This window comes from Paracidovorax cattleyae, from assembly GCF_900104515.1.
GTDB lineage: Bacteria > Pseudomonadota > Gammaproteobacteria > Burkholderiales > Burkholderiaceae_C > Paracidovorax > Paracidovorax cattleyae.
Genome location: NZ_FNJL01000001.1, coordinates 121937 through 142300, shown reverse-complemented (window position 1 = coordinate 142300; position 20364 = coordinate 121937). Strand labels below are relative to the sequence as shown.

The 20364-nt window shown below is 67.0% G+C and carries 18 protein-coding genes; 16 read left to right on the top strand and 2 right to left on the bottom strand.

All coding sequences use genetic code 11. From position 1 onward, the window contains the following. Positions 1-14 precede the first annotated feature (14 nt). From nuoG to BLR05_RS00600, 10 genes are all read left to right on the top strand, one after another. Positions 15-2180, top strand: coding sequence for an NADH-quinone oxidoreductase subunit NuoG (gene nuoG / locus BLR05_RS00645; protein WP_092831778.1), 2166 nt, complete (start codon positions 15-17; stop codon positions 2178-2180). Beyond that, entirely contained in the window at positions 2177-3253 is a 1077-nt protein-coding gene (nuoH, locus tag BLR05_RS00640) for an NADH-quinone oxidoreductase subunit NuoH (RefSeq protein WP_092831777.1), read from the top strand. The genes nuoG and nuoH overlap by 4 nt, the downstream gene beginning before the upstream one ends. A gap of 15 nt (positions 3254-3268) precedes the next feature. Then, the gene (nuoI, locus tag BLR05_RS00635) at positions 3269-3784 is read left to right on the top strand and encodes an NADH-quinone oxidoreductase subunit NuoI (protein ID WP_092831776.1); all 516 of its coding nucleotides are present in this window, start codon (positions 3269-3271) and stop codon (positions 3782-3784) included. Between the two features lie 38 nt (positions 3785-3822). Then, entirely contained in the window at positions 3823-4491 is a 669-nt protein-coding gene (locus BLR05_RS00630) for an NADH-quinone oxidoreductase subunit J (RefSeq protein WP_092831775.1), read from the top strand. Next, positions 4488-4796, top strand: coding sequence for an NADH-quinone oxidoreductase subunit NuoK (gene nuoK / locus BLR05_RS00625; protein WP_011794416.1), 309 nt, complete (start codon positions 4488-4490; stop codon positions 4794-4796). Before BLR05_RS00630 ends, nuoK begins: the two co-directional genes overlap by 4 nt. Positions 4797-4824: 28 nt before the next feature. Further along, on the top strand, positions 4825-6861 hold the full coding sequence (gene nuoL, locus BLR05_RS00620; RefSeq protein WP_092831774.1) for an NADH-quinone oxidoreductase subunit L: 2037 nt from the start codon (positions 4825-4827) through the stop codon (positions 6859-6861). Between the two features lie 13 nt (positions 6862-6874). After that, on the top strand, positions 6875-8350 hold the full coding sequence (locus tag BLR05_RS00615) for an NADH-quinone oxidoreductase subunit M (RefSeq protein ID WP_092831773.1): 1476 nt from the start codon (positions 6875-6877) through the stop codon (positions 8348-8350). A gap of 24 nt (positions 8351-8374) precedes the next feature. Continuing rightward, complete coding sequence (nuoN, locus tag BLR05_RS00610; protein ID WP_026431605.1) at positions 8375-9868, top strand: NADH-quinone oxidoreductase subunit NuoN; 1494 nt, start codon at positions 8375-8377, stop codon at positions 9866-9868. A gap of 124 nt (positions 9869-9992) precedes the next feature. After that, complete coding sequence (locus BLR05_RS00605; RefSeq protein ID WP_019703758.1) at positions 9993-10298, top strand: DUF2818 family protein; 306 nt, start codon at positions 9993-9995, stop codon at positions 10296-10298. A 71-nt stretch (positions 10299-10369) separates the two neighbouring features. Next, complete coding sequence (locus BLR05_RS00600) at positions 10370-10846, top strand: DUF1178 family protein (RefSeq protein WP_092831772.1); 477 nt, start codon at positions 10370-10372, stop codon at positions 10844-10846. 45 nt (positions 10847-10891) lie between these two features. On the opposite strand, the gene BLR05_RS00595 is transcribed toward BLR05_RS00600, so the two are convergent. Then, entirely contained in the window at positions 10892-12727 is a 1836-nt protein-coding gene (locus tag BLR05_RS00595) for an ABC transporter transmembrane domain-containing protein (protein WP_092831771.1), read from the bottom strand. Positions 12728-13070: 343 nt separating this feature from the next. On the opposite strand from BLR05_RS00595, the gene BLR05_RS00590 reads away from it, so the two are divergent. The 6 genes from BLR05_RS00590 (at position 13071) to BLR05_RS00565 (ending at position 19227) form a co-directional block, all read left to right on the top strand. Next, complete coding sequence (locus tag BLR05_RS00590) at positions 13071-13844, top strand: ABC transporter ATP-binding protein (RefSeq protein WP_092831770.1); 774 nt, start codon at positions 13071-13073, stop codon at positions 13842-13844. 189 nt (positions 13845-14033) lie between these two features. After that, positions 14034-14747 (top strand): ABC transporter ATP-binding protein, encoded by a 714-nt coding sequence (locus tag BLR05_RS00585; RefSeq protein WP_092831769.1) that lies wholly within the window; start codon positions 14034-14036, stop codon positions 14745-14747. Positions 14748-14803: 56 nt separating this feature from the next. After that, positions 14804-16021, top strand: coding sequence for an ABC transporter substrate-binding protein (locus BLR05_RS00580; protein WP_092831768.1), 1218 nt, complete (start codon positions 14804-14806; stop codon positions 16019-16021). Between the two features lie 67 nt (positions 16022-16088). After that, a complete protein-coding gene (locus BLR05_RS00575; RefSeq protein ID WP_092831767.1) occupies positions 16089-17294 on the top strand; it encodes an ABC transporter substrate-binding protein in 1206 nt (401 codons plus the stop codon). Between the two features lie 48 nt (positions 17295-17342). Further along, complete coding sequence (locus BLR05_RS00570) at positions 17343-18227, top strand: branched-chain amino acid ABC transporter permease (protein WP_092831766.1); 885 nt, start codon at positions 17343-17345, stop codon at positions 18225-18227. Between the two features lie 19 nt (positions 18228-18246). After that, a complete protein-coding gene (locus BLR05_RS00565; protein ID WP_092831765.1) occupies positions 18247-19227 on the top strand; it encodes a branched-chain amino acid ABC transporter permease in 981 nt (326 codons plus the stop codon). A gap of 13 nt (positions 19228-19240) precedes the next feature. Here the strand turns inward: BLR05_RS00565 and BLR05_RS00560 are convergent, their stop codons facing one another. After that, entirely contained in the window at positions 19241-20362 is a 1122-nt protein-coding gene (locus tag BLR05_RS00560) for a lipocalin-like domain-containing protein (protein WP_092831764.1), read from the bottom strand. Positions 20363-20364: the final 2 nt, after the last annotated feature.

The window sequence follows — 20364 nt, the reverse complement described above, 5'->3', positions numbered from 1 at the left end:
CGCGAGAAACGCATATGGTTGAAATCGAACTCGACGGGAAGAAGGTGGAAGTCGCCGAAGGCTGCATGGTGATGCATGCGGCCGAGAAGGCGGGCACCTACATCCCTCATTTCTGCTATCACAAGAAGCTCTCCATCGCCGCCAACTGCCGCATGTGCCTGGTGGACGTGGAGAAGGCTCCCAAGCCGATGCCCGCCTGCGCCACGCCGGTGACGCAGGGCATGATCGTGCGCACCAAGAGCGACAAGGCCATCAAGGCCCAGCAGTCGGTCATGGAATTCCTGCTGATCAACCACCCGCTGGACTGCCCGATCTGCGACCAGGGTGGCGAGTGCCAGCTGCAGGACCTGGCCGTGGGCTACGGCGGTTCCTCCTCGCGCTACGAGGAAGAAAAGCGCGTGGTCTTCCACAAGGACGTCGGCCCGCTGATCTCCATGGAGGAGATGAGCCGATGCATCCATTGCACCCGCTGCGTGCGCTTCGGCCAGGAAGTGGCCGGCGTGATGGAACTGGGCATGATCCACCGCGGCGAGCATTCCGAGATCACCACCGTGGTGGGCGATACCGTGGACTCCGAGCTGTCGGGCAACATGATCGACATCTGCCCCGTGGGTGCGCTCACGAGCAAGCCGTTCCGCTACAGCGCCCGCACGTGGGAGCTGTCGCGCCGCAAGTCGGTCAGCCCGCATGATTCCACCGGTGCCAACCTGATCGTCCAGGTGAAGAACCACAAGGTCATGCGCGTCGTCCCGTTCGAGAACGAGGATGTGAACGAGTGCTGGATCGCCGACCGCGACCGCTTCTCGTACGAAGCACTGAACGGCCCCGATCGCCTCACGAAGCCCATGCTCAAGCAGGGCGGCCAGTGGAAGGAAGTGGACTGGCAGACGGCCCTCGAATACGTGGCCAACGGCCTGCGCGGCATCCAGTCCGAGCACGGTGCCCAGAGCATCGGCGCGCTGGTCAGCCCGCACAGCACGCTGGAAGAGCTGCACCTCGCGACGCTGCTGGTGCGCGGCCTGGGCAGCGACAACATCGACTACCGCCTGCGCAACGCGGAATTCGCCGCGCCTGAAGGCGTCCGCTGGCTGGGCATGCCCATCGCGGCGCTGTCCACGCTGCAGTCCGTGCTGGTCGTGGGCTCCAACCTGCGCAAGGAACACCCGCTGTTCGCGCAGCGCATCCGCCAGGCGGCCCGCAAGGGCTGCGCGGTGAGCGCACTGAACGCCGTGGCCTGCGACTGGGCCATGCCGATGGCGCAATCCATCGTGGCGCCTGCCGGCGAGTGGGCCGCTGCGCTGGCCGACATCGCTGCCGCCGTGGCCCGGGAGCGTGGCGTGGCTGCGCCCGTGGCCTCCGGCCGGGTGACCGATGCGGCGCTGGCCGTGGCACGTTCGCTCGCGTCCGGCGAAGGCCGTGCCGTGCTGCTCGGCAATGCCGCGGCGCACCATGCCCAGGCCTCGTCGCTGCTGGCGCTGGCCCAGTGGATCGGCGCGCAGACCGGCGCCATGGTCGGCTACCTGACCGAAGCCGCCAACACCGTCGGCGCGCAGTTCGTGGGCGCACAACCCCGGCAGGGCGGGCTCGATGCGGGCCGCATGCTGGCCGGCGGCCTGAAGGCCGCGCTGCTGCTGGGTACCGAGCCGGTGCACGATTCCGCTGCGGGCGCGCGCGCCGCAGAGGCGCTCGCGCAGGCCGAGATGGTCGTGACGCTGAGCCCGTTCAAGACCAACCTGGAATTCAGCGACGTGCTGCTGCCCATCGCCCCGTTCACCGAAACCTCCGGCAGCTTCGTGAATGCCGAAGGCCGACTGCAGGGTTTCCACGCCGTGGTCAAGCCGCTGGGCGACGCCCGTCCGGCCTGGAAAGTGCTGCGCGTGCTCGGCAACCTGCTGGGCGTGCAGGGCATCGGCTTCGAGACCTCGCAGGAAGTGCTGGCCCACGCCGTGGGAGCCACCGGCGCCGAACTGCCGACGCACGTGCCGGCCGCCCGCCTGTCCAACACGACGTCCGCGGCAGCCGCCGTGCCGGCCATCGCGTCCGGTGCGCCGGAGCCCGTGGTCGCCGCCATCTACCAGCTCGACAGCCTCGTGCGCCGTGCGCCCTCGCTGCAGCTGACGGCCGATGGTCGCCAGGCTGCCACAGCCGCCACCGTCGCCGTGGAAGGAGCCGCAGCATGATCGACGCGCTCTACAACGGCGGGCTGAACCTCGTCGCCCAGTCCTGGTGGACGGGCGCCGTGTGGCCCGTGCTCTGGAATCTGCTCAAGATCGTCGCCATCGTGGCGCCGCTCATGGGCGCGGTGGCCTACCTTACGCTCTGGGAGCGCAAGCTGCTGGGCTTCATGCAGGTGCGCCACGGCCCCAACCGAGTGGGTCCGTTCGGCCTGCTGCAGCCGCTGGCCGACGGCCTGAAGCTGCTCACCAAGGAAATCATCCAGCCTGCGGCGGCCAGTAAGGGCCTGTTCGTGCTGGGCCCGGTGATGGCCATCATGCCCGCGCTCGCGGCCTGGGTGGCGATTCCCTTCGGTCCCGACGTGGCGCTGGCCAATGTGAACGCCGGCCTGCTGCTGATCATGGCGATCACCTCGATCGAGGTGTACGGTGTGATCATTGCCGGCTGGGCCTCGAACTCGAAGTACGCCTTCCTGGGCGCGCTGCGCGCATCGGCCCAGATGGTGAGCTACGAGATCGCCATGGGCTTCTGCTTCCTGGTGGTCATCATGGTCTCGGGCAGCATGAACCTCACGCAGATCGTGCTGAGCCAGGGGCAGGGCACGATGGCGAACGCCGGCCTGTCCTTCCTGTCGTGGAACTGGCTGCCGCTGCTGCCGATCTTCGTCGTCTACCTGATCTCGGGCGTTGCCGAGACCAACCGCCACCCGTTCGACGTGGTGGAAGGCGAGGCGGAAATCGTGGCCGGCCACATGGTCGAATACTCGGGCATGGGCTTCGCGATCTTCTTTCTGGCCGAGTACGCCAGCATGTGGCTCGTGTCCATCCTGGGCGTGACCATGTTCCTGGGCGGCTGGCTGTCGCCGGTGGCGGCCCTGGACTTCATCCCGGGCTGGATCTGGCTGGGCCTCAAGACCTTCCTCGTGGTGTCCATGTTCATCTGGATCCGCGCGACCTTCCCGCGCTTCCGTTACGACCAGATCATGCGCCTGGGTTGGAAGATCTTCATTCCGGTCACCCTGGTGTGGCTGCTGATCGTGGGCGGATGGCTGCTGTCGCCCTGGAACATCTGGAAATAAGCGGGACACGACATCATGGCTGCTGTTGCTGCTGCTACGACATCTTTTTCCTTCAAGGACTTTTTCAAGAGCTTCATGCTCGTGGAACTGGTCAAGGGCATGGCCCTGACCGGCCGCTACGCGTTCCGCCGCAAGGTGACGGTGCAGTTCCCCGAAGAGAAGACTCCGCTGTCGCCGCGCTTCCGCGGGCTGCACGCGCTGCGCCGCTACGAGAACGGCGAGGAGCGCTGCATCGCCTGCAAGCTCTGCGAGGCCGTCTGCCCGGCGCTCGCGATCACGATCGAGTCGGACGTGCGGGCCGACGGCTCGCGCCGCACGACGCGCTACGACATCGACCTCACGAAGTGCATCTTCTGCGGCTTCTGCGAAGAGAGCTGCCCGGTCGATTCGATCGTCGAAACGCAGATCCTGGAATACCACGGCGAGAAGCGGGGCGATCTGTACTTCACCAAGGACATGCTCCTGGCGGTCGGCGACCGCTACGAGGCCGAGATCGCCGGCGCCAAGGCGGCCGACGCCAAGTACCGCTGACCTGCGGCTCCTGAACCACTTTTCACAAGATCCGATTCATGGACGCCAAGACTGGTTTCTTCTATCTGTTCTCGGTCGTGCTGCTGTATGCAGCCTTCCGGGTCATCACCGCGCGCAACCCCGTGCATGCGGTGCTCCATCTGATCCTCGCGTTCTCGCAGGCCGCCGCCATCTGGCTGCTGCTGAAGGCGGAGTTCCTGGCCATCGCGCTCGTGCTGGTGTACCTGGGCGCCGTGATGGTGCTGTTCCTGTTCGTGGTGATGATGCTGGACATCCACATCGACACCGTTCGGCAGGGCTTCTGGCGGCACTTCCCGCTCGCGGCCTTCATCGGCGCGCTGATCGCGCTCGAAATGGCGGCAGTGCTGATGGGCGGCTTCCGTGGCATGGACGAACCCAAGGCCGTGCCGGCCATGGTGGACGCGGCCGGCAACTTGGTGCAGTACTCCAACACCAAGGCGCTGGGCAAGCTGCTCTACACCGAATACCTGTACCCGGTGGAAATTGCCGCGGTGATCCTGCTGGTGGCGATGATCGCCGCCATCGCCCTGACCCTGCGCCAGCGCAAGGACACCAAGGTGACCAAGGTCTCGGAGCAGGTGCGCGTGCGTGCCGCCGACCGTGTCGCGCTGGTGAAGGTCGCCGCGACACAGAAGCCCGCGGAAGAAGCGGCAGCACCCGCAGCCGCCGAGGAGAAAAAGGCATGACGTTGACCCTTGGCCATTTCCTGTCGCTGGGCGCGATGCTGTTCGCGCTGTCGGTGATCGGCATCTTCCTGAACCGCAAGAACCTCATCGTCCTGCTCATGGCCATCGAGCTGATGCTCCTGGCCGTGAACATGAACTTCGTCGCGTTCTCCCACTACCTGGGCGACATGCACGGGCAGGTGTTCGTGTTCTTCATCCTGACGGTGGCCGCGGCCGAATCCGCCATCGGCCTCGCGATCCTGGTGCTGCTGTTCCGCAACAAGTCCAGCATCGACGCGGAAGATCTCAACACCCTCAAGGGCTGATCCGCCGGTACTTGCAAGGTCCTCAAGAATGAGTCAAACCCTCTCAGCTTCGACGCTCCTCGCGGTGCCGCTGGCGCCGCTGGCGGGCTCCGCGCTCGCCGGCATCCTCGGCACGGCCTTCGGCGGCAACCGCATCGGACGCCGCGCGAGCCACACCCTCACGATCCTCGGCGTGTTCGTCGCGTTCGTACTCTCGGCCCTCACGTTCAAGAGCGTGGCGCTCGACGGCGCCCGCTTCAACGAGACGCTCTACACCTGGATGGTGGTGGGCGGCCTCAAGATGGAGGTCGGCTTCCTCATCGACACGCTCACCGCCATGATGATGTGCGTGGTGACCTTCGTGTCGCTGATGGTGCACATCTACACCATCGGCTACATGGAAGAGGACGACGGCTACAACCGCTTCTTCTCGTACATTTCGCTGTTCACGTTCTCGATGCTCATGCTGGTCATGAGCAACAACCTGCTGCAGCTGTTCTTCGGCTGGGAGGCGGTGGGCCTGGTGTCGTACCTGCTGATCGGCTTCTGGTTCAACAAGCCCACGGCCATCTTCGCCAACATGAAGGCGTTCCTGGTCAACCGCGTGGGTGACTTCGGCTTCATCCTGGGCATCGGCCTGATCGCCGCCTACACAGGCACGCTGAACTACGGCGAGATCTTCGCCAAGTCGGGAGAGCTCGGCACCATCGGCTTCCCCGGCACCGACTGGATGCTCATCACCGTGATCTGCATCTGCCTGTTCATCGGCGCGATGGGCAAGAGCGCGCAGTTCCCGTTGCACGTGTGGCTGCCCGACTCGATGGAAGGCCCGACCCCGATCTCCGCGCTGATCCACGCGGCCACCATGGTGACCGCCGGCATCTTCATGGTGTCGCGCATGTCGCCGCTGTTCGAGCTGTCGGACACGGCCCTCAACTTCATCCTCGTGATCGGTGCCATCACAGCCCTGTTCATGGGCTTCCTGGGCATGATCCAGAACGATATCAAGCGCGTGGTGGCCTATTCCACGCTGTCGCAGCTGGGCTACATGACCGTGGCGCTGGGCGCTTCCGCCTACTCGGTGGCCGTGTTCCACCTGATGACGCACGCGTTCTTCAAAGCGCTGCTGTTCCTCGGAGCGGGCTCGGTGATCATGGGCATGCACCATAACCAGGACATCCGCTGGATGGGCGCCGTGCGCAAGTACATGCCCATCACCTGGATCACCTCGCTGCTGGGCTCCCTGGCGCTGATCGGCACGCCGCTGTTCTCGGGCTTCTACTCCAAGGACAGCATCATCGAGGCCGTGCACGCCAGCACGCTGCCCGCCGCAGGCTTCGCGCACTTCGCCGTGCTGGCCGGCGTGTTCGTCACAGCGTTCTACTCGTTCCGCATGTACTTCCTGGTCTTCCACGGCAAGGAGCGCTACGACCAGAACCCGGATGCGCACCACGACGACCACCATGCCCATGACGACCAAGGGCACGGCCATGGGCACGACGCCAAGCCGCACGAGTCGCCCTGGGTGGTGACGGTGCCCCTGGTTCTGCTGGCCATTCCCTCGGTGGTGATCGGCTTCCTGGCCATCCAGCCGATGCTGTTCGGCGACTTCTTCAAGGACGTGATCTTCGTGGATGCCGCCAAGCACCCCGCGATGGCCGAGCTGTCCGAGATGTTCCACGGCCCGGTGGCGATGGCCCTGCACGGCCTGCAGACGGCGCCGTTCTGGCTGGCACTGGCCGGCGTCGCGCTCTCCTACTACATGTACATGGTCAACCCGGCCGTGCCCGCCGCGATCAAGCGCGCCTGCATGCCGATCTACACCCTGTTCGAGAACAAGTACTACCTCGACTGGATCAACGAGAACATCATCGCCCGCGGCGCCCGCGCGCTGGGTACGGGCCTGTGGAAGGGCGGTGACCAGGCCCTGATCGACGGTGCCGTGGTGAACGGCTCCTGGAGGATCGTGGGCTGGGTCGCGGGCGTCGTGCGCTGGGCGCAGTCGGGCTACATCTACCACTATGCGCTGGTCATGATCCTGGGCGTGTTCGGGCTCATGACGTACTTCGTGTGGCTCAACAAGTAGAGGAAGAAGAAAAATGGGTTTGTTGAGTCTTGCCATCTGGACGCCGATCGCCTTCGGTGCCCTGCTGCTGGCCTTCGGACGCGACGATCAGGCGCGTGCCGTTCGCTGGATCGCGCTGGTCGGCGCGCTGATCGGCCTCGCCGTGACGCTGCCGCTCTTCAGCGGCTTCGACAACGGTACGGCCGCCGCGCAGTTCGTCGAGAAGCTGCTCTGGATCGAGCGCTTCAACGTGCACTACCACCTGGGTCTGGACGGCATCTCGTTCTGGTTCGTGCCGCTGACGGCCTTCATCACGGTGATCGTGGTGATCGCGTCGTGGGAGTCGATCACCGAGCGCGTGAACCAGTACATGGGCGCGTTCCTGATCCTCTCGGGCCTCATGATCGGCGTGTTCAGCGCCCTCGACGGCCTGCTGTTCTACGTGTTCTTCGAAGCCACGCTGATCCCGATGTACCTCATCATCGGCATCTGGGGCGGTCCGAACAAGATCTACGCGGCGTTCAAGTTCTTCCTCTACACGCTGCTCGGTTCGCTGCTGATGCTGATCGCGCTGGTGTACCTGTACAACCAGTCCGGTGGCAGCTTCGACATCGCCACCTGGCACCAGCTGCCGCTGTCGGCCCGCGCGCAGACGCTGCTGTTCTTCGCCTTCTTCGCGGCCTTCGCCGTGAAGGTGCCGATGTGGCCGGTGCACACCTGGCTGCCCGACGTGCACGTGGAAGCGCCCACGGGCGGATCCGCCGTGCTGGCGGCCATCATGCTGAAGCTGGGTGCCTACGGCTTCCTGCGCTTCTCGATGCCCATTGCTCCCGACGCGGCGCGCCACTGGGCATGGCTGATGATCGCGCTGTCGCTGGTGGCGGTGATCTACGTGGGCCTCGTGGCCATGGTGCAGAAGGACATGAAGAAGCTGGTGGCGTATTCGTCCGTGGCGCACATGGGCTTCGTGACGCTGGGCTTCTTCATCTTCAACGACCTGGGCGTCTCGGGCGGCCTGGTGCAGATGATCGCCCACGGCTTCGTGTCGGGCGCGATGTTCCTCTCGATCGGCGTGCTGTACGACCGCGTCCACTCGCGGGAGATCGCTGCCTACGGCGGCGTGGTCAACACCATGCCCAAGTTCGCGGCGTTCGCGCTGCTGTTCGCGATGGCCAACTGCGGCCTTCCGGGCACGGCCGGCTTCGTCGGCGAGTGGATGGTGATCCTGGGCGCCGTGAAGGCGAACTTCTGGATCGGCCTGTTGGCAGCCACCGCGCTGATCTTCGGCGCTGCCTACACGCTGTGGATGTTCAAGCGCGTCTATCTCGGCCCCGTGGCCAACGACAACGTGCGCGGCCTGCTGGACATCAGCGCCCGCGAATTCCTGGTGCTGGGCGTGCTGGCCGTGGCCGTGCTCTACATGGGCCTGTACCCGCGCCCCTTCACCGACGTGATGGACGTGTCGGTGGCCGAACTGCTCAAGCACGTGGCGCAGACCAAGCTCCATTGAACCGACTGACAACGAGAGACCGAGATGATTGACAACATCAGCTGGCTGGCGGTGTACCCGGAGATCGTGCTCCTGGTAATGGCCTGCGTGATCGCCCTGGTGGACCTGGGCGTGACGAGCCCCCGTCGCACCGGCACCTACGTGCTCACCATGCTCACCCTGGCCGTGGTGGCCGTGCTGCAGGGCATGTACGCGAGCAGCGGCAACACGTTCTACGGCTTCGGCAACATGGTCGTGAGCGACGCCATGGGCAACTGGCTCAAGTGCTTCGCCACCATCGCCGTGATGGTGACGCTGGTCTATGGCCGGCCCTACGCCGCGGACCGCGGCATGCTGCGCGGCGGTGAGCTGTTCACGCTCTCGATGTTCATGCTGCTGGGCGTGTTCGTCATGGTGTCGGGCAACAACTTCCTCGTGATCTACCTGGGCCTCGAACTGCTCACGCTCTCCAGCTATGCGCTGGTGGCGCTGCGCCGCGACCACACCACGGCGACGGAAGCCGCCATGAAGTACTTCGTGCTCGGCGCGATGGCCAGCGGCTTCCTGCTCTACGGCCTCTCGATGCTGTACGGCGCCACCGGCTCGCTCGACATCGGCCAGGTGTTCAAGGCCGTGAACTCGGGCCAGATCCGCCACCAGGTGCTGGTGTTCGGCCTCGTGTTCGTCGTGGCCGGCCTCGCGTTCAAGATCGGCGCCGTGCCGTTCCACATGTGGATTCCGGACGTCTACCACGGCGCGCCGACGGCCGTGACGATCATCATCGGCAGCGCGCCCAAGCTCGCAGCCTTCGCCATCATGATCCGCCTGCTGGTGGACGGCCTGCTGCCGCTGGCCATCGACTGGCAGCAGATGCTGGCCGTGCTGGCGATCGGCTCGCTGCTCGTGGGCAACCTGGCGGCCATCGCGCAGACCAACCTCAAGCGCATGCTGGCCTACTCGACCATCGCGCAGATGGGCTTCGTGCTGCTGGGCCTGCTGTCGGGCGTCATCAACGGCAACGTGGATGCGAACGCGGTGGAGAACGCCTACAGCTCGGCGATGTTCTACATCCTGACCTACGTGCTGACCACGCTGGCGAGCTTCGGCATCATCCTGCTGCTGGCGCGCGAAGGCTTCGAGAGCGAAGAGATCTCCGATTTGGCCGGCCTGAACCAGCGCAGCCCGCTCTACGCCGGCGTGATGGCCATCTGCCTGTTCTCGCTCGCGGGCATCCCCCCGATGGTGGGCTTCTACGCCAAGCTGGCCGTGCTGCAGGCCCTGGTGGCTTCCGGCCAGGCCCCGTACATCGCGCTGGCCGTGTTCGCCGTCGTGATGTCGCTGATCGGCGCGTTCTACTACCTGCGCGTCGTGAAGGTGATGTACTTCGATGCACCGCTGACGGCCACCAGCGTGTCCGCGCCGCTCGACGTGCGCATGGTGCTCACCGTGAACGGCGCCCTCGTGCTGGTCCTCGGCCTTGTGCCGGGCGGCCTGATGGCACTGTGTGCCGACGCGGTGGTGCGAGCGCTGGCCACCTGAACGGCCGTTCGCGGAGGCCGGCCGCCGTTTCCGATTCCCCGCTCCATCGCGCTCCGCCACCACGCGGGCGCTGCGGTGGAGAGAAGGGCAGCGGCTGCTTCCGGACCTGTTGAGATTGCTCCCCGTGTCATCCTCCGCATCCATCTGGCTGGTGATCGTGGCGGCCCTCGTGGCCGCCAACCTGCCTTTCTGCAACCACCGCTGGCTGGTGGTCGGGCCCCGTGCGGTGCCGGCCAAGCCGCTGGCGGCGCGCCTGGGCGAGTGGCTGCTGTGCTATTTCCTGGTGGGCGGGCTGGCCCTGCTGCTGGAAAAGCGTGCCGGCCAGATCGCACCGCAGGGCTGGGAGTTCTATGCCGTCACGGTCGCGCTCTTCGCGACGCTGGCCTTTCCCGGTTTCGTTTACCGCTACCTGCTGCGCCGCAGGGGCTGACGTCGGGCCACAGGCGCCTGTGCCGTCGCCCGCGCATTTGGACGTTACGTCACGGACCTCGTTGCATCATCATGAAGGTGCTTGACCTGCGTTGCGCACTCGACCATGCCTTCGAGGGATGGTTTGCTTCCGAAGCGGATTTCCAGGACCAGCTCGCCCGCGGCCTGGTGGAGTGCCCGCTGTGCGCCAGCCGGGAGATCCGCAAGGTGCTCAGCGCACCCCGCCTGAACCTGAAGTCTTCCGCCGGAGCGTCCGTGGCGGTGCCTGCTGCTCCCGCGCAGGCGGACCTGGCGATGCCGGGAGGGGATAGGTCCACGCCCCAGGCCCTGCAGGCTGCGTGGCTGCAGCTGGCGCGCCATGTGATGGCCCATACCGAAGATGTGGGAAGACGTTTCGCCCAGGAGGCGCGCCGCATCCATGAGGGCGACGCCGAAGACCGCCCCATCCGCGGGCAGGCCAGCGTGCAGGAGACGGTGCAGCTCCTGGAGGAAGGCATCGCGGTGCTGCCGATGTCCCTGCCGACGGCCGCCAAGGAAACCCTGCAATAGCCTGCAGGGCCGCACCGTGCGGCAACGGACGGCCGCCCGCCCCGTTCAGGCCGTGAACTGCAGCGCCGCGAGACGGGCATACGTGCCCCCGCGCAGCATCAGCTCGGCGTGCGGCCCCTGCTCGACCACCCGGCCCTGTTCCATCACGACGATCCGGTCCGCGTTCTGGACCGTGGCCAGGCGGTGGGCGATCACCAGCGTGGTGCGGCGCCGGCCCTGCGAATGCAGCGCGGCGTCCAGCGCGGCCTGCACCATGCGTTCGCTTTCGGCGTCCAGCGCGCTGGTGGCCTCGTCGAGCAGCAGCAGCGGGGCATCCTTGAGCAGGGCGCGGGCGATGGCGATGCGCTGGCGCTGTCCACCCGACAGGCGCACGCCGCGCTCTCCCAGGAAGGTGCCGTAGCCTTCGGGCAGGGCGGCGATGAAATCGTGCGCGAAGGCTGCGCGCGCGGCGTCTTCCACCTCGGCGTCGCTGGCTTCGGGCCGGCCATAGCGGATGTTCTCCCGGGCCGAGGCCGAGAAGACCACGGCATCCTGCGGCACCACGGCGATGCGGGACCGGAAGTCGTCCGGCGCCAGGCTGCGCAGGTCTTTCCCGTCCAGCAGGATGCGGCCGCCGTCCGGTGCCGGATCGACGTCATAGAAGCGCTGCAGCACCTGGAAGACGGTGGTCTTGCCGGCTCCGCTCGCACCCACCAGCGCCACGGTCTCGCCGGGCTGGATGTGCAGGTCGAAGTCCCGCAGCGCAGGCTGCGCGGGCCGGGAGGGATAGTGGAACCCGACATGCTCGAAATCCACGCGCAGGCCCTGGCTGCCCCCGGGCAGGGGTTCGGGCGCCGGCGGCGAGGCGATCGCGGGGCGGGCTGCCAGCAATTCCATCAGCCGTTCGGTCGCACCCGCCGCGCGCAGCAGGTCGCCGTAGACCTCGCCCAGGACCGCGACCGCCCCGGCCAGCAGCATGACGTAGATCACCGTCTCGCCGAGCTGTCCGGCCGACATGTCGCCGGCCAGCACGGCCTGTGTGCCGCGGTACAGGCCCCACAGCAGCAATCCCGCATTGGCAACGATGATGAAGGCCACCAGGGCGGCGCGCGCCCGGCTGCGGCGCACGGCGGCGTCGAAGGCGTGCGCGGTGGCGGCCTGGAAACGTGCGCTTTCCCGGGCCTCCGCCGTGTGGCTCTGCACCACGGGAATCGCGTTCAGCACTTCTCCCGCGAGCGCGCTGGCATCCGCTACCCGGTCCTGGCTGTCGCGCGACAGCCGCCGCACCCGGCGACCGATCCACGCGGTGGGAGCCACCACGAGCACGATGCCCAGCAGCACGACGGCCATCAGGCGCGGATGGCTCCAGACCAGCATGCCCAGCGCGCCCAGTCCCATCACCGCGTTGCGCAGGCCCATGGACAGGGAGGAGCCGACCACGGTCTGCACCAGCGTGGTGTCGGTGGTCAGGCGCGACAGGACCTCGCCCGTCTGCGTGCTTTCGAAGAAGGCCGGGCTCTGGCGCAGCACGTGCGCGTACACGGCGTTGCGCAGGTCGGCGGTGACCCGCTCGCCGAGCCAACTGACCAGGTAGAAGCGTGCCGCCGAGAACATGCCCAGCGCCACGGCCACGCCGAACAGCAGCCCGAAGTGTTCCTGCAGCGCCATGGCCTGGGCTCCGCGGTCCCCGGGCAGCAACCCGCCGTCGATCAGCGAGCGCAGGGCCATGGGGAAGGCCAGCGTGGCAGCCGCTGCCAGCACCAGGAACACCAGTGCCAGGAGGATGCGGCCCGCATAGGGCCGAAGGAAGGGCGACAGGCCCGCCAGGGCGCGCGTCGGTGGGCGCGAGGGATTTCCCGGGGGCGTGGCGGGATGGAGGGTCGGTGCGGAGGCGGATGGCATGGTGGCACCAGTGTAAGAAGGTGGCGGCCTGCGCGCCGGGGGCTCTTGGCAAGGAGCGTGTTTGCTACTGAAGGTGTAGCAATGATTGAAGGCGTGGAAAAGCGTTCCGCGCTGCAGTGGCGCGGCAAGCCCGTGGGCCGGGGGCGGGCGCCGTGCGCGTGCTGGATGGGGCGGGCCGGCGGGGCGGGGGGTGTTTGCTTAGGCGTTTATACATAGGCATTTGTCCCAGTTCCTGGCCTTCGGCAGGGCGGCATACGATGCACCGCAACCCTGCCCCCCGGCATGCGCCGCCGTTCCTCGCGCGGCATGCCGGCGGGGTCCACCACGGAGCGGCTCCTGCCCCATGAGCGACGACGTCATCCTCGAAACCCGCCATCTCACCAAGGAATTCAAGGGCTTCACCGCGGTCAGCGATGTGAACCTGTCGGTGCGCCGCGGTTCCATCCATGCGTTGATCGGCCCCAACGGCGCGGGCAAGACCACCTGCTTCAACCTGCTGACCAAGTTCCTTGAACCCACGTCCGGCACGATCACCTTCAACGGCGCGGACATCACCCGCGAGGCGCCCGCGCAGATCGCGCGGCGCGGGGTGATCCGCTCGTTCCAGATCTCGGCCGTGTTCCCGCACCTGACGCTCACCGAGAACGTGCGCCTCGGCCTGCAGCGCCGCCTTGGCACGTCCTTCCATTTCTGGAAGAGCGAACGCAGCCTGGCGCACCTCGACAGCCGGGCGCGTGAACTGCTCGCGGAAGTGGGCCTCGCCGACCTGGCCGACGAGGTCACCGTCAACCTGCCCTACGGCCGCAAGCGCGCGCTCGAGATCGCCACGACGCTCGCGATGGAGCCCGAGCTGATGCTGCTCGACGAGCCCACGCAGGGCATGGGCCACGAGGACGTGGACCGCGTGACGCAGCTCATCAAGAAGGTGTCTGCCGGGCGCACGATCCTCATGGTGGAGCACAACATGAAAGTCATCTCCACCATTGCCGACCGCATCACGGTGCTGCAGCGCGGGGCCGTGCTGGCCGAGGGACCGTACGAGGAGGTCTCGCGCAATCCGCAGGTCATGGAGGCCTACATGGGCACCACGGACGGCCAATTGCAGGGGACCCACTGATGATGCGCCAACCCCCTGTGGCGCTTCGCGCCTTCCCCCTTCTCCGGCGGGAAGGGGGACGCCGCCAGTGGCCGGGCCAAGCCCGTTCCACGGCGTCTGCTGGCCCGGCCTGCTCCGCGGCCTTCGGAACGGAAAGGCCGTGCTGCTTTCAACGGCGGCTGGCCGCAATCTGCGCATTGGATCACTGAGATGGCATCGTCCCCCGCTCTCGAAATCCGCGGCCTGGAGGCCTGGTATGGCGAATCGCACGTGCTGCACGGCGTGGACATGGTCGTGCAGCCCGGCGAGGTGGTCACGCTGCTGGGCCGCAACGGCGCCGGCCGGACCTCCACGCTGCGGGCCGCGATGGGCCTGACCGGTGCGCGCAAGGGTTCGGTGAAGATCAACGGGCAGGAAACCATCCAGATGCCCACGCACCGCATCGCCCACCTGGGCGTCGGCTACTGCCCTGAAGAGCGCGGCATCTTCTCCAGCCTGTCGTGCGAGGAGAACCTGCTGCTGCCGCCCGTGCTCAAGACGGGCCGCGCAGGCATGCCGGTGGACGAGATCTACGCGATGTTCCCCAACCTCGCGGAGCGCCGCCACAGCCAGGGCACGCGCCTGTCGGGCGGGGAGCAGCAGATGCTGGCGGTGGCGCGCATCCTGCGCACGGGCGCCCAGCTGCTGCTGCTCGACGAGATCTCGGAAGGGCTGGCGCCCGTCATCGTGCACGCCCTTGCCCGCATGATCACCACGCTGCGAGAGAAGGGCTACACCGTGGTGATGGTGGAGCAGAACTTCCGCTTCGCCGCACCGCTCGCCGACCGCTTCTACGTGATGGAGCACGGCCGCATCGCGCTGCAGTTCGGCGCGGCGGAGCTGCAGGAGCGCATGCCGGTGCTCAACGAGTTGCTGGGCGTCTAGCCCGCCCGGGTCCATCCACCCATCCCTATCCGATACCCGCCTCAGGAGACAACGACATGAAAAAGCAGCAACGCACGGCAATCCTCAAGACCCTCGCCGCCGCGCTCGGCCTGGCCGGGGTGTGCATGGCCCCGGCCGCGCAGGCGCAGGACGGCAAGGTGAAGATCGGTTTCATCACCGACATGTCGAGCCTGTACGCGGACGTGGAAGGCAAGAACGGCGCGGTGGCCATCCAGATGGCGATCGACGACTTCGGCGGCAAGGTGCTGGGCATGCCGATCGAGCTGGTTTCCGCCGACCACCAGAACAAGGCCGACATCGCGGCCAGCAAGGCGCGCGAATGGATCGACACGCAGGGCCTCACGATGCTCTTCGGCGGCACCAACTCGGGCACGGCGCTGGCCATGGCCAAGGTGGCGCAGGAGAAGAAGCGCGTCTTCATCGTGAACGGCGCCGGCACCTCGGCGCTCACCAACGAGCAGTGCAGCCCCTACACCGTGCAATATGCCTACGACACCGTGGCGCTCGCCAAGGGCACCGGCAGCGCCGTGGTGCAGCAGGGCGGCAAGGACTGGTTCTTCCTCACGGCCGACTATGCCTTCGGCGCCGCGCTGGAGGCCGATACGGCCAAGGTGGTGAAGGACAAGGGGGGCCGCGTGCTGGGCAGCGTGAAGCATCCCCTCAATGCGTCGGACTTCTCGTCCTTCCTGCTGCAGGCGCAGAACTCCAAGGCGCAGATCCTGGGGCTGGCGAACGCGGGCGGCGACACCATCAACGCCATCAAGGCGGCGCGCGAGTTCGGCATCAACAAGAGCATGAAGATGGCAGGCCTGCTGGTGTTCCTGACCGACATCCACAGCCTGGGCCTGAAGAACACCGAAGGCCTGCTGCTCACCACCAGCTGGGACTGGAATCTCGACGACAAGACGCGCGCCTTCGGCCGCAAGTTCTTCGCCAAGACCAAGCGCATGCCCACCGACATCCAGGCAGCCGACTACTCGGCCACCATGAACTACCTCAAGGCGGTGGAGGCCGCCAAGAGCACGGACGCCGACAAGGTGATGGAAAAGCTCAAGTCCACGCCCATCGACGACTTCTACGCCAAGGGCAGCATCCGCCCCGACGGCCGCTTCGCGCACGACATGTACCTCGTGCAGGTGAAGGCGCCGTCCGAGTCGAAGGAGCCGTGGGACTACTACAAGGTGGTCGCCAAGCTGCCCGTCGACCAGGTGTGGACCACGAAGGCCGAGAGCAAGTGCGCGCTCTGGAAGTGATGCGCGCAGCCTGAATCCGGCTTTTTTCCCCGCGATGGACGAACGACAACAGAAGGAGACAAGGACCATGGCACACGCAATCACGAAACTGGCGATGGCGCTCGGCGCCGCAGGGCTCTTCGCGGCGTCGGCCGCGCATGCGCAGCAGGACGCCCCGGTGAAGATCGGCTTCATCACCGACATGTCGAGCCTGTATGCCGACGTGGAGGGCAAGAACGGGGCGGTGGCGATCCAGATGGCGATCGACGACTTCGGCGGCAAGGTGCTCGGCCGGCCGATCGAGCTGCTCACGGCGGACCACCAGAACAAGGCGGACATCGCAGCCAGCAAGGCACGCGAATGGATCGACACGCAGGGCCTGACCATGGTCTTCGGCGGCACCAACTCGGGCACGGCACTGGCCATGGCCAAGGTGGCGCAGGAGAAGAAGCGCGTCTTCATCAACAACGGCGCAGCCACCTCTGCACTGACCAACGAGCAGTGCAGCCCCTACACCGTGCATTACGCCTACGACACCGTGGCGTTGGCCAAGGGCACGGGCGCCGCCATCGTGGACGCGGGCGGCAAGAGCTGGTTCTTCCTCACGGCCGACTATGCGTTCGGCCATGCGCTGGAGGCCGACACCTCCCGCGTGGTGAAGGAAAAGGGCGGCACCGTGGTGGGCTCCGTGCGGCACCCGCTCAACGCGTCGGACTTCTCGTCGTTCCTCTTGCAGGCGCAGAACTCCAAGGCGCAGATCCTGGGCCTGGCGAATGCGGGCGGCGACACGATCAACTCGATCAAGGCCGCCAAGGAATTCGGCATCGGCAAGAACATGAAGCTCGCCGGCCTGCTGATCTTCTTCAGCGACATCCACAGCCTGGGCCTGAAGACCACGGAGGGCCTGCAGTTCACCACCAGCTGGTACTGGGACCTGAACGACGAGACCCGCAAGTTCGCCGACCGCTTCATGGAGAAGACCAAGCGCCGGCCGACCGAGATCCAGGCGGCCGACTACTCGGCCACCATGAACTACCTCAAGGCCGTGGAAACCGCCAAGAGCATCGAGGCCGACAACGTGATGGAAGCCTGGCGCGGCATGAAGATGGACGACTTCTTCAACAGCGGCACGCTGCGCCCTGACGGCCGCTACGTGCACGACATGTACCTCATGCAGGTGAAGACGCCCGCGGAATCCAGGGGCACCTGGGACTACTACAAGCTCGTGAAGAAGCTGCCGGGCGACCAGGTCTTCGCCACCAAGGCCGAGAGCAAGTGCGCGCTCTGGAAATGATCCGCACCGCCTGAGCGCCCTCCACCCCGCATCCCAATCCGCCTTCCCATGGAAATCTTCGGTGTCTCCCTGCCGGCCCTGCTGAGCCAGCTCCTGCTGGGGCTGGTCAACGGCTCGTTCTACGCCATCCTCAGCCTGGGGCTGGCGGTGATCTTCGGCCTGCTCAACGTCATCAACTTCGCGCATGGCGCGCTGTTCATGCTGGGGGCGCTGCTCACCTGGATGGCGGGTTCGTATTTCGGCATCAACTACTGGGTGATGCTCGTCGCGGCGCCGCTCGTCGTCGGCCTCTTCGGCGTGGCGATCGAGCGGCTGCTGCTGCGCTGGATCTACAAGCTCGACCACCTCTACGGCCTGCTGCTCACCCTCGGGCTCACGCTGCTGATCGAGGGCGTGTTCCGCTCCATCTACGGCGTCTCGGGCCTGGGGTACGACACGCCCGAGCTGCTCGAAGGCGCCACCAACCTCGGCTTCATGATCCTGCCCAACTACCGGGCCTGGGTGGTGGTGGCTTCCCTCGTCGTGTGCGTGGGCACCTGGTACGTCATCGAGAAGACCAAGCTCGGCGCGTACCTGCGCGCCGGCACCGAGAACCCGCGTCTGGTGGAGGCCTTCGGCATCAACGTGCCGGTGATGATCACGCTCACCTACGCCTTTGGAGCGGCGCTTGCCGCCTTCGCGGGCGTGCTGGCTGCGCCGGTGTACCAGGTTACCCCCCTCATGGGCCAGAACCTCATCATCGTGGTGTTCGCGGTGGTGGTGATCGGCGGCATGGGCTCGATCATGGGCTCCATCCTCACGGGCCTGGGCCTGGGCATCGTCGAGGGCTTCACCAAGGTGTTCTATCCCGAGGCATCGTCCACCGTGGTGTTCGTCATCATGGTGGTGGTGCTGCTCATCCGCCCCGCCGGCCTGTTCGGCAAGGAAAAGTGACCAGGACGGGGCCGCGCACATGCACCACAAGAATCTCGCCACCTTCGGCTACGGCCTGCTGCTGCTGGGCCTGATCGCCGCGCCGTTCCTCGGCGCCTATCCGGTCTTCGTGATGAAGCTGCTGTGCTTCGCACTGTTCGCTTCCGCCTTCAACCTGCTGCTGGGCTACACGGGCCTGCTGTCCTTCGGCCATGCGGCCTTCCTGGGCGGCGCCGCCTACGTCACCGGCCACGCGATCAAGGTCTGGGGCCTCACGCCCGAGATCGGGCTGCTGCTGGGCACGGCGGGCGGCGCGCTGCTGGGCCTGCTGTTCGGCTGGCTGGCCATCCGCCGGCAGGGCATCTACTTCTCGATGATCACGCTGGCGCTCGCGCAGATGCTGTTCTTCGCCTGCCTGCAGGCGCCGTTCACGGGCGGCGAGGACGGCCTGCAGGGCGTGCCGCGCGGCAAGCTGTTCGGCGTGCTCGACCTGTCCAGCGACTTGATGATGTACTACGTGGCGCTGGTCGTGGTGGTCGCCGCCTTCCTGCTGATCGTGCGCACCATCCATTCGCCGTTCGGCCAGGTGCTCAAGGGCATCAAGGAGAACGAGCCGCGCGCCATCTCGCTGGGCTACGACACGCAGCGCTTCAAGCTGCTGGCCTTCGTGATCTCGGCCGCCATCGCAGGCCTGGCCGGCTCGCTCAAGACGCTGGTGCTGGGCTTCGCCACGCTGTCGGACGTGCACTGGACGGCCTCGGGCCAGGTGATCCTGATGACGCTCGTCGGCGGCCTGGGCACGCTGTCCGGCCCGCTGGTCGGCTCCGCCGTGGTGGTGCTGCTGGAGAACAAGATCGGCGAATTCGGCAACTTGCTCGCGTCCCTCACGGGCGCGGACTGGTTCCGCACGCTGGGCGAATCGGTGACCATCGTCACCGGCCTGATCTTCGTGGTCTGCGTGCTGGCGTTCCGCCGCGGGATCATGGGGGAGATCATCGCAAGGATCAGGAAGACCCACTGAGCCTGCTGCGCCTTTACAGGCGCAGCGCGCCTCCGTAGCCCGTGAGTTCCAGGTAGCCGCGTCCCACCTCGCTGCCGGAGGCGTCGCGCAGCGTGCTGAGGCCTTCCCAATAGATCGCGCCGGTGGAGCCGCGGCTGTCCAGTTCCTGGTCGTCGGCCAGGGCATCGACCTCGAAGCGCCCGGCGGGCGTGTCGATGCGCCAGGCCACCGGATAGCGCGTGCCGGTGTGCGGGCTGGTCCAGTGCCGAAGGGGTGTGAACGCCATGGCCTGCCCGTCCTCGAAGACCTGCAGCGCGGCATCCGCGACCGCGCGGAACGAGCCGCCGGCCCAGAGCGCGCTGCCATCCTGGCGGCGCAGCCGGAAGGCCGTGAGCGCGCCGCCGTTGTCCAGGTTCATGCCGATCCAGTCCCAGCCCACGGCCTCGGGATGCATCAGGGCCTCGCTCCACTCGTGGTCCAGCCAGGCGCGCGCCGCGCGGGGGGCACCGCTGCCGTCCGCGCCGATGGCAAGGCGCCGGCCCGGCAGCGCGATGGTGCCGCGCACCGCCAACTGGGGCTGGCTGTAGTAGTAGCTCGCCTGCTCCGGCTGGGGCCCCTTGCGCGACAGGCCCTGGCGGCCCTGCAGGATCAGGGGCTGGGTGCTGTCGAACTGCAGTTCCAGGTTGAAGCGTTCCGCCGGAATGCGGGCCGCGTACCGGCTGCCGCCGTCCGCCGTGCCGCTGCGGGCCAGCCACCAGTCCCCGATGCGGACGGCGGTGTCGGACTCCTGCGCCTGTGCCACGCCGAAGCCCTGGCGTGCGATGCGCTGGTCGTGCAGCAGCCGGCCGCTGCCCACGTCGGTGAGCGCGGCATGCGCGAACAGCAGCTGGTGGGCCGCGAAGGCGGAGCGCAGCGTGCGGGTCTCGTCCACCCGGGAGCGGAAGAAGGTGATCTGGAAACCCCAGTCCTGGCCGTCCGCACGGGCGTGTCCGGTGATGTACCACCACTCGGTGCGCAGGTCCGGGTGGCTGCCGTGGTCGCGCGGAAACGCCATGGCACGCGCGGGCAGTGCGCGCGCTGCGGGCATCCACGCGCTGGCGGACGCGGCGCCGAGCGCGGCGGCGAGACAGGCGCGGCGCGTCGGGCGGCCCGGCATCG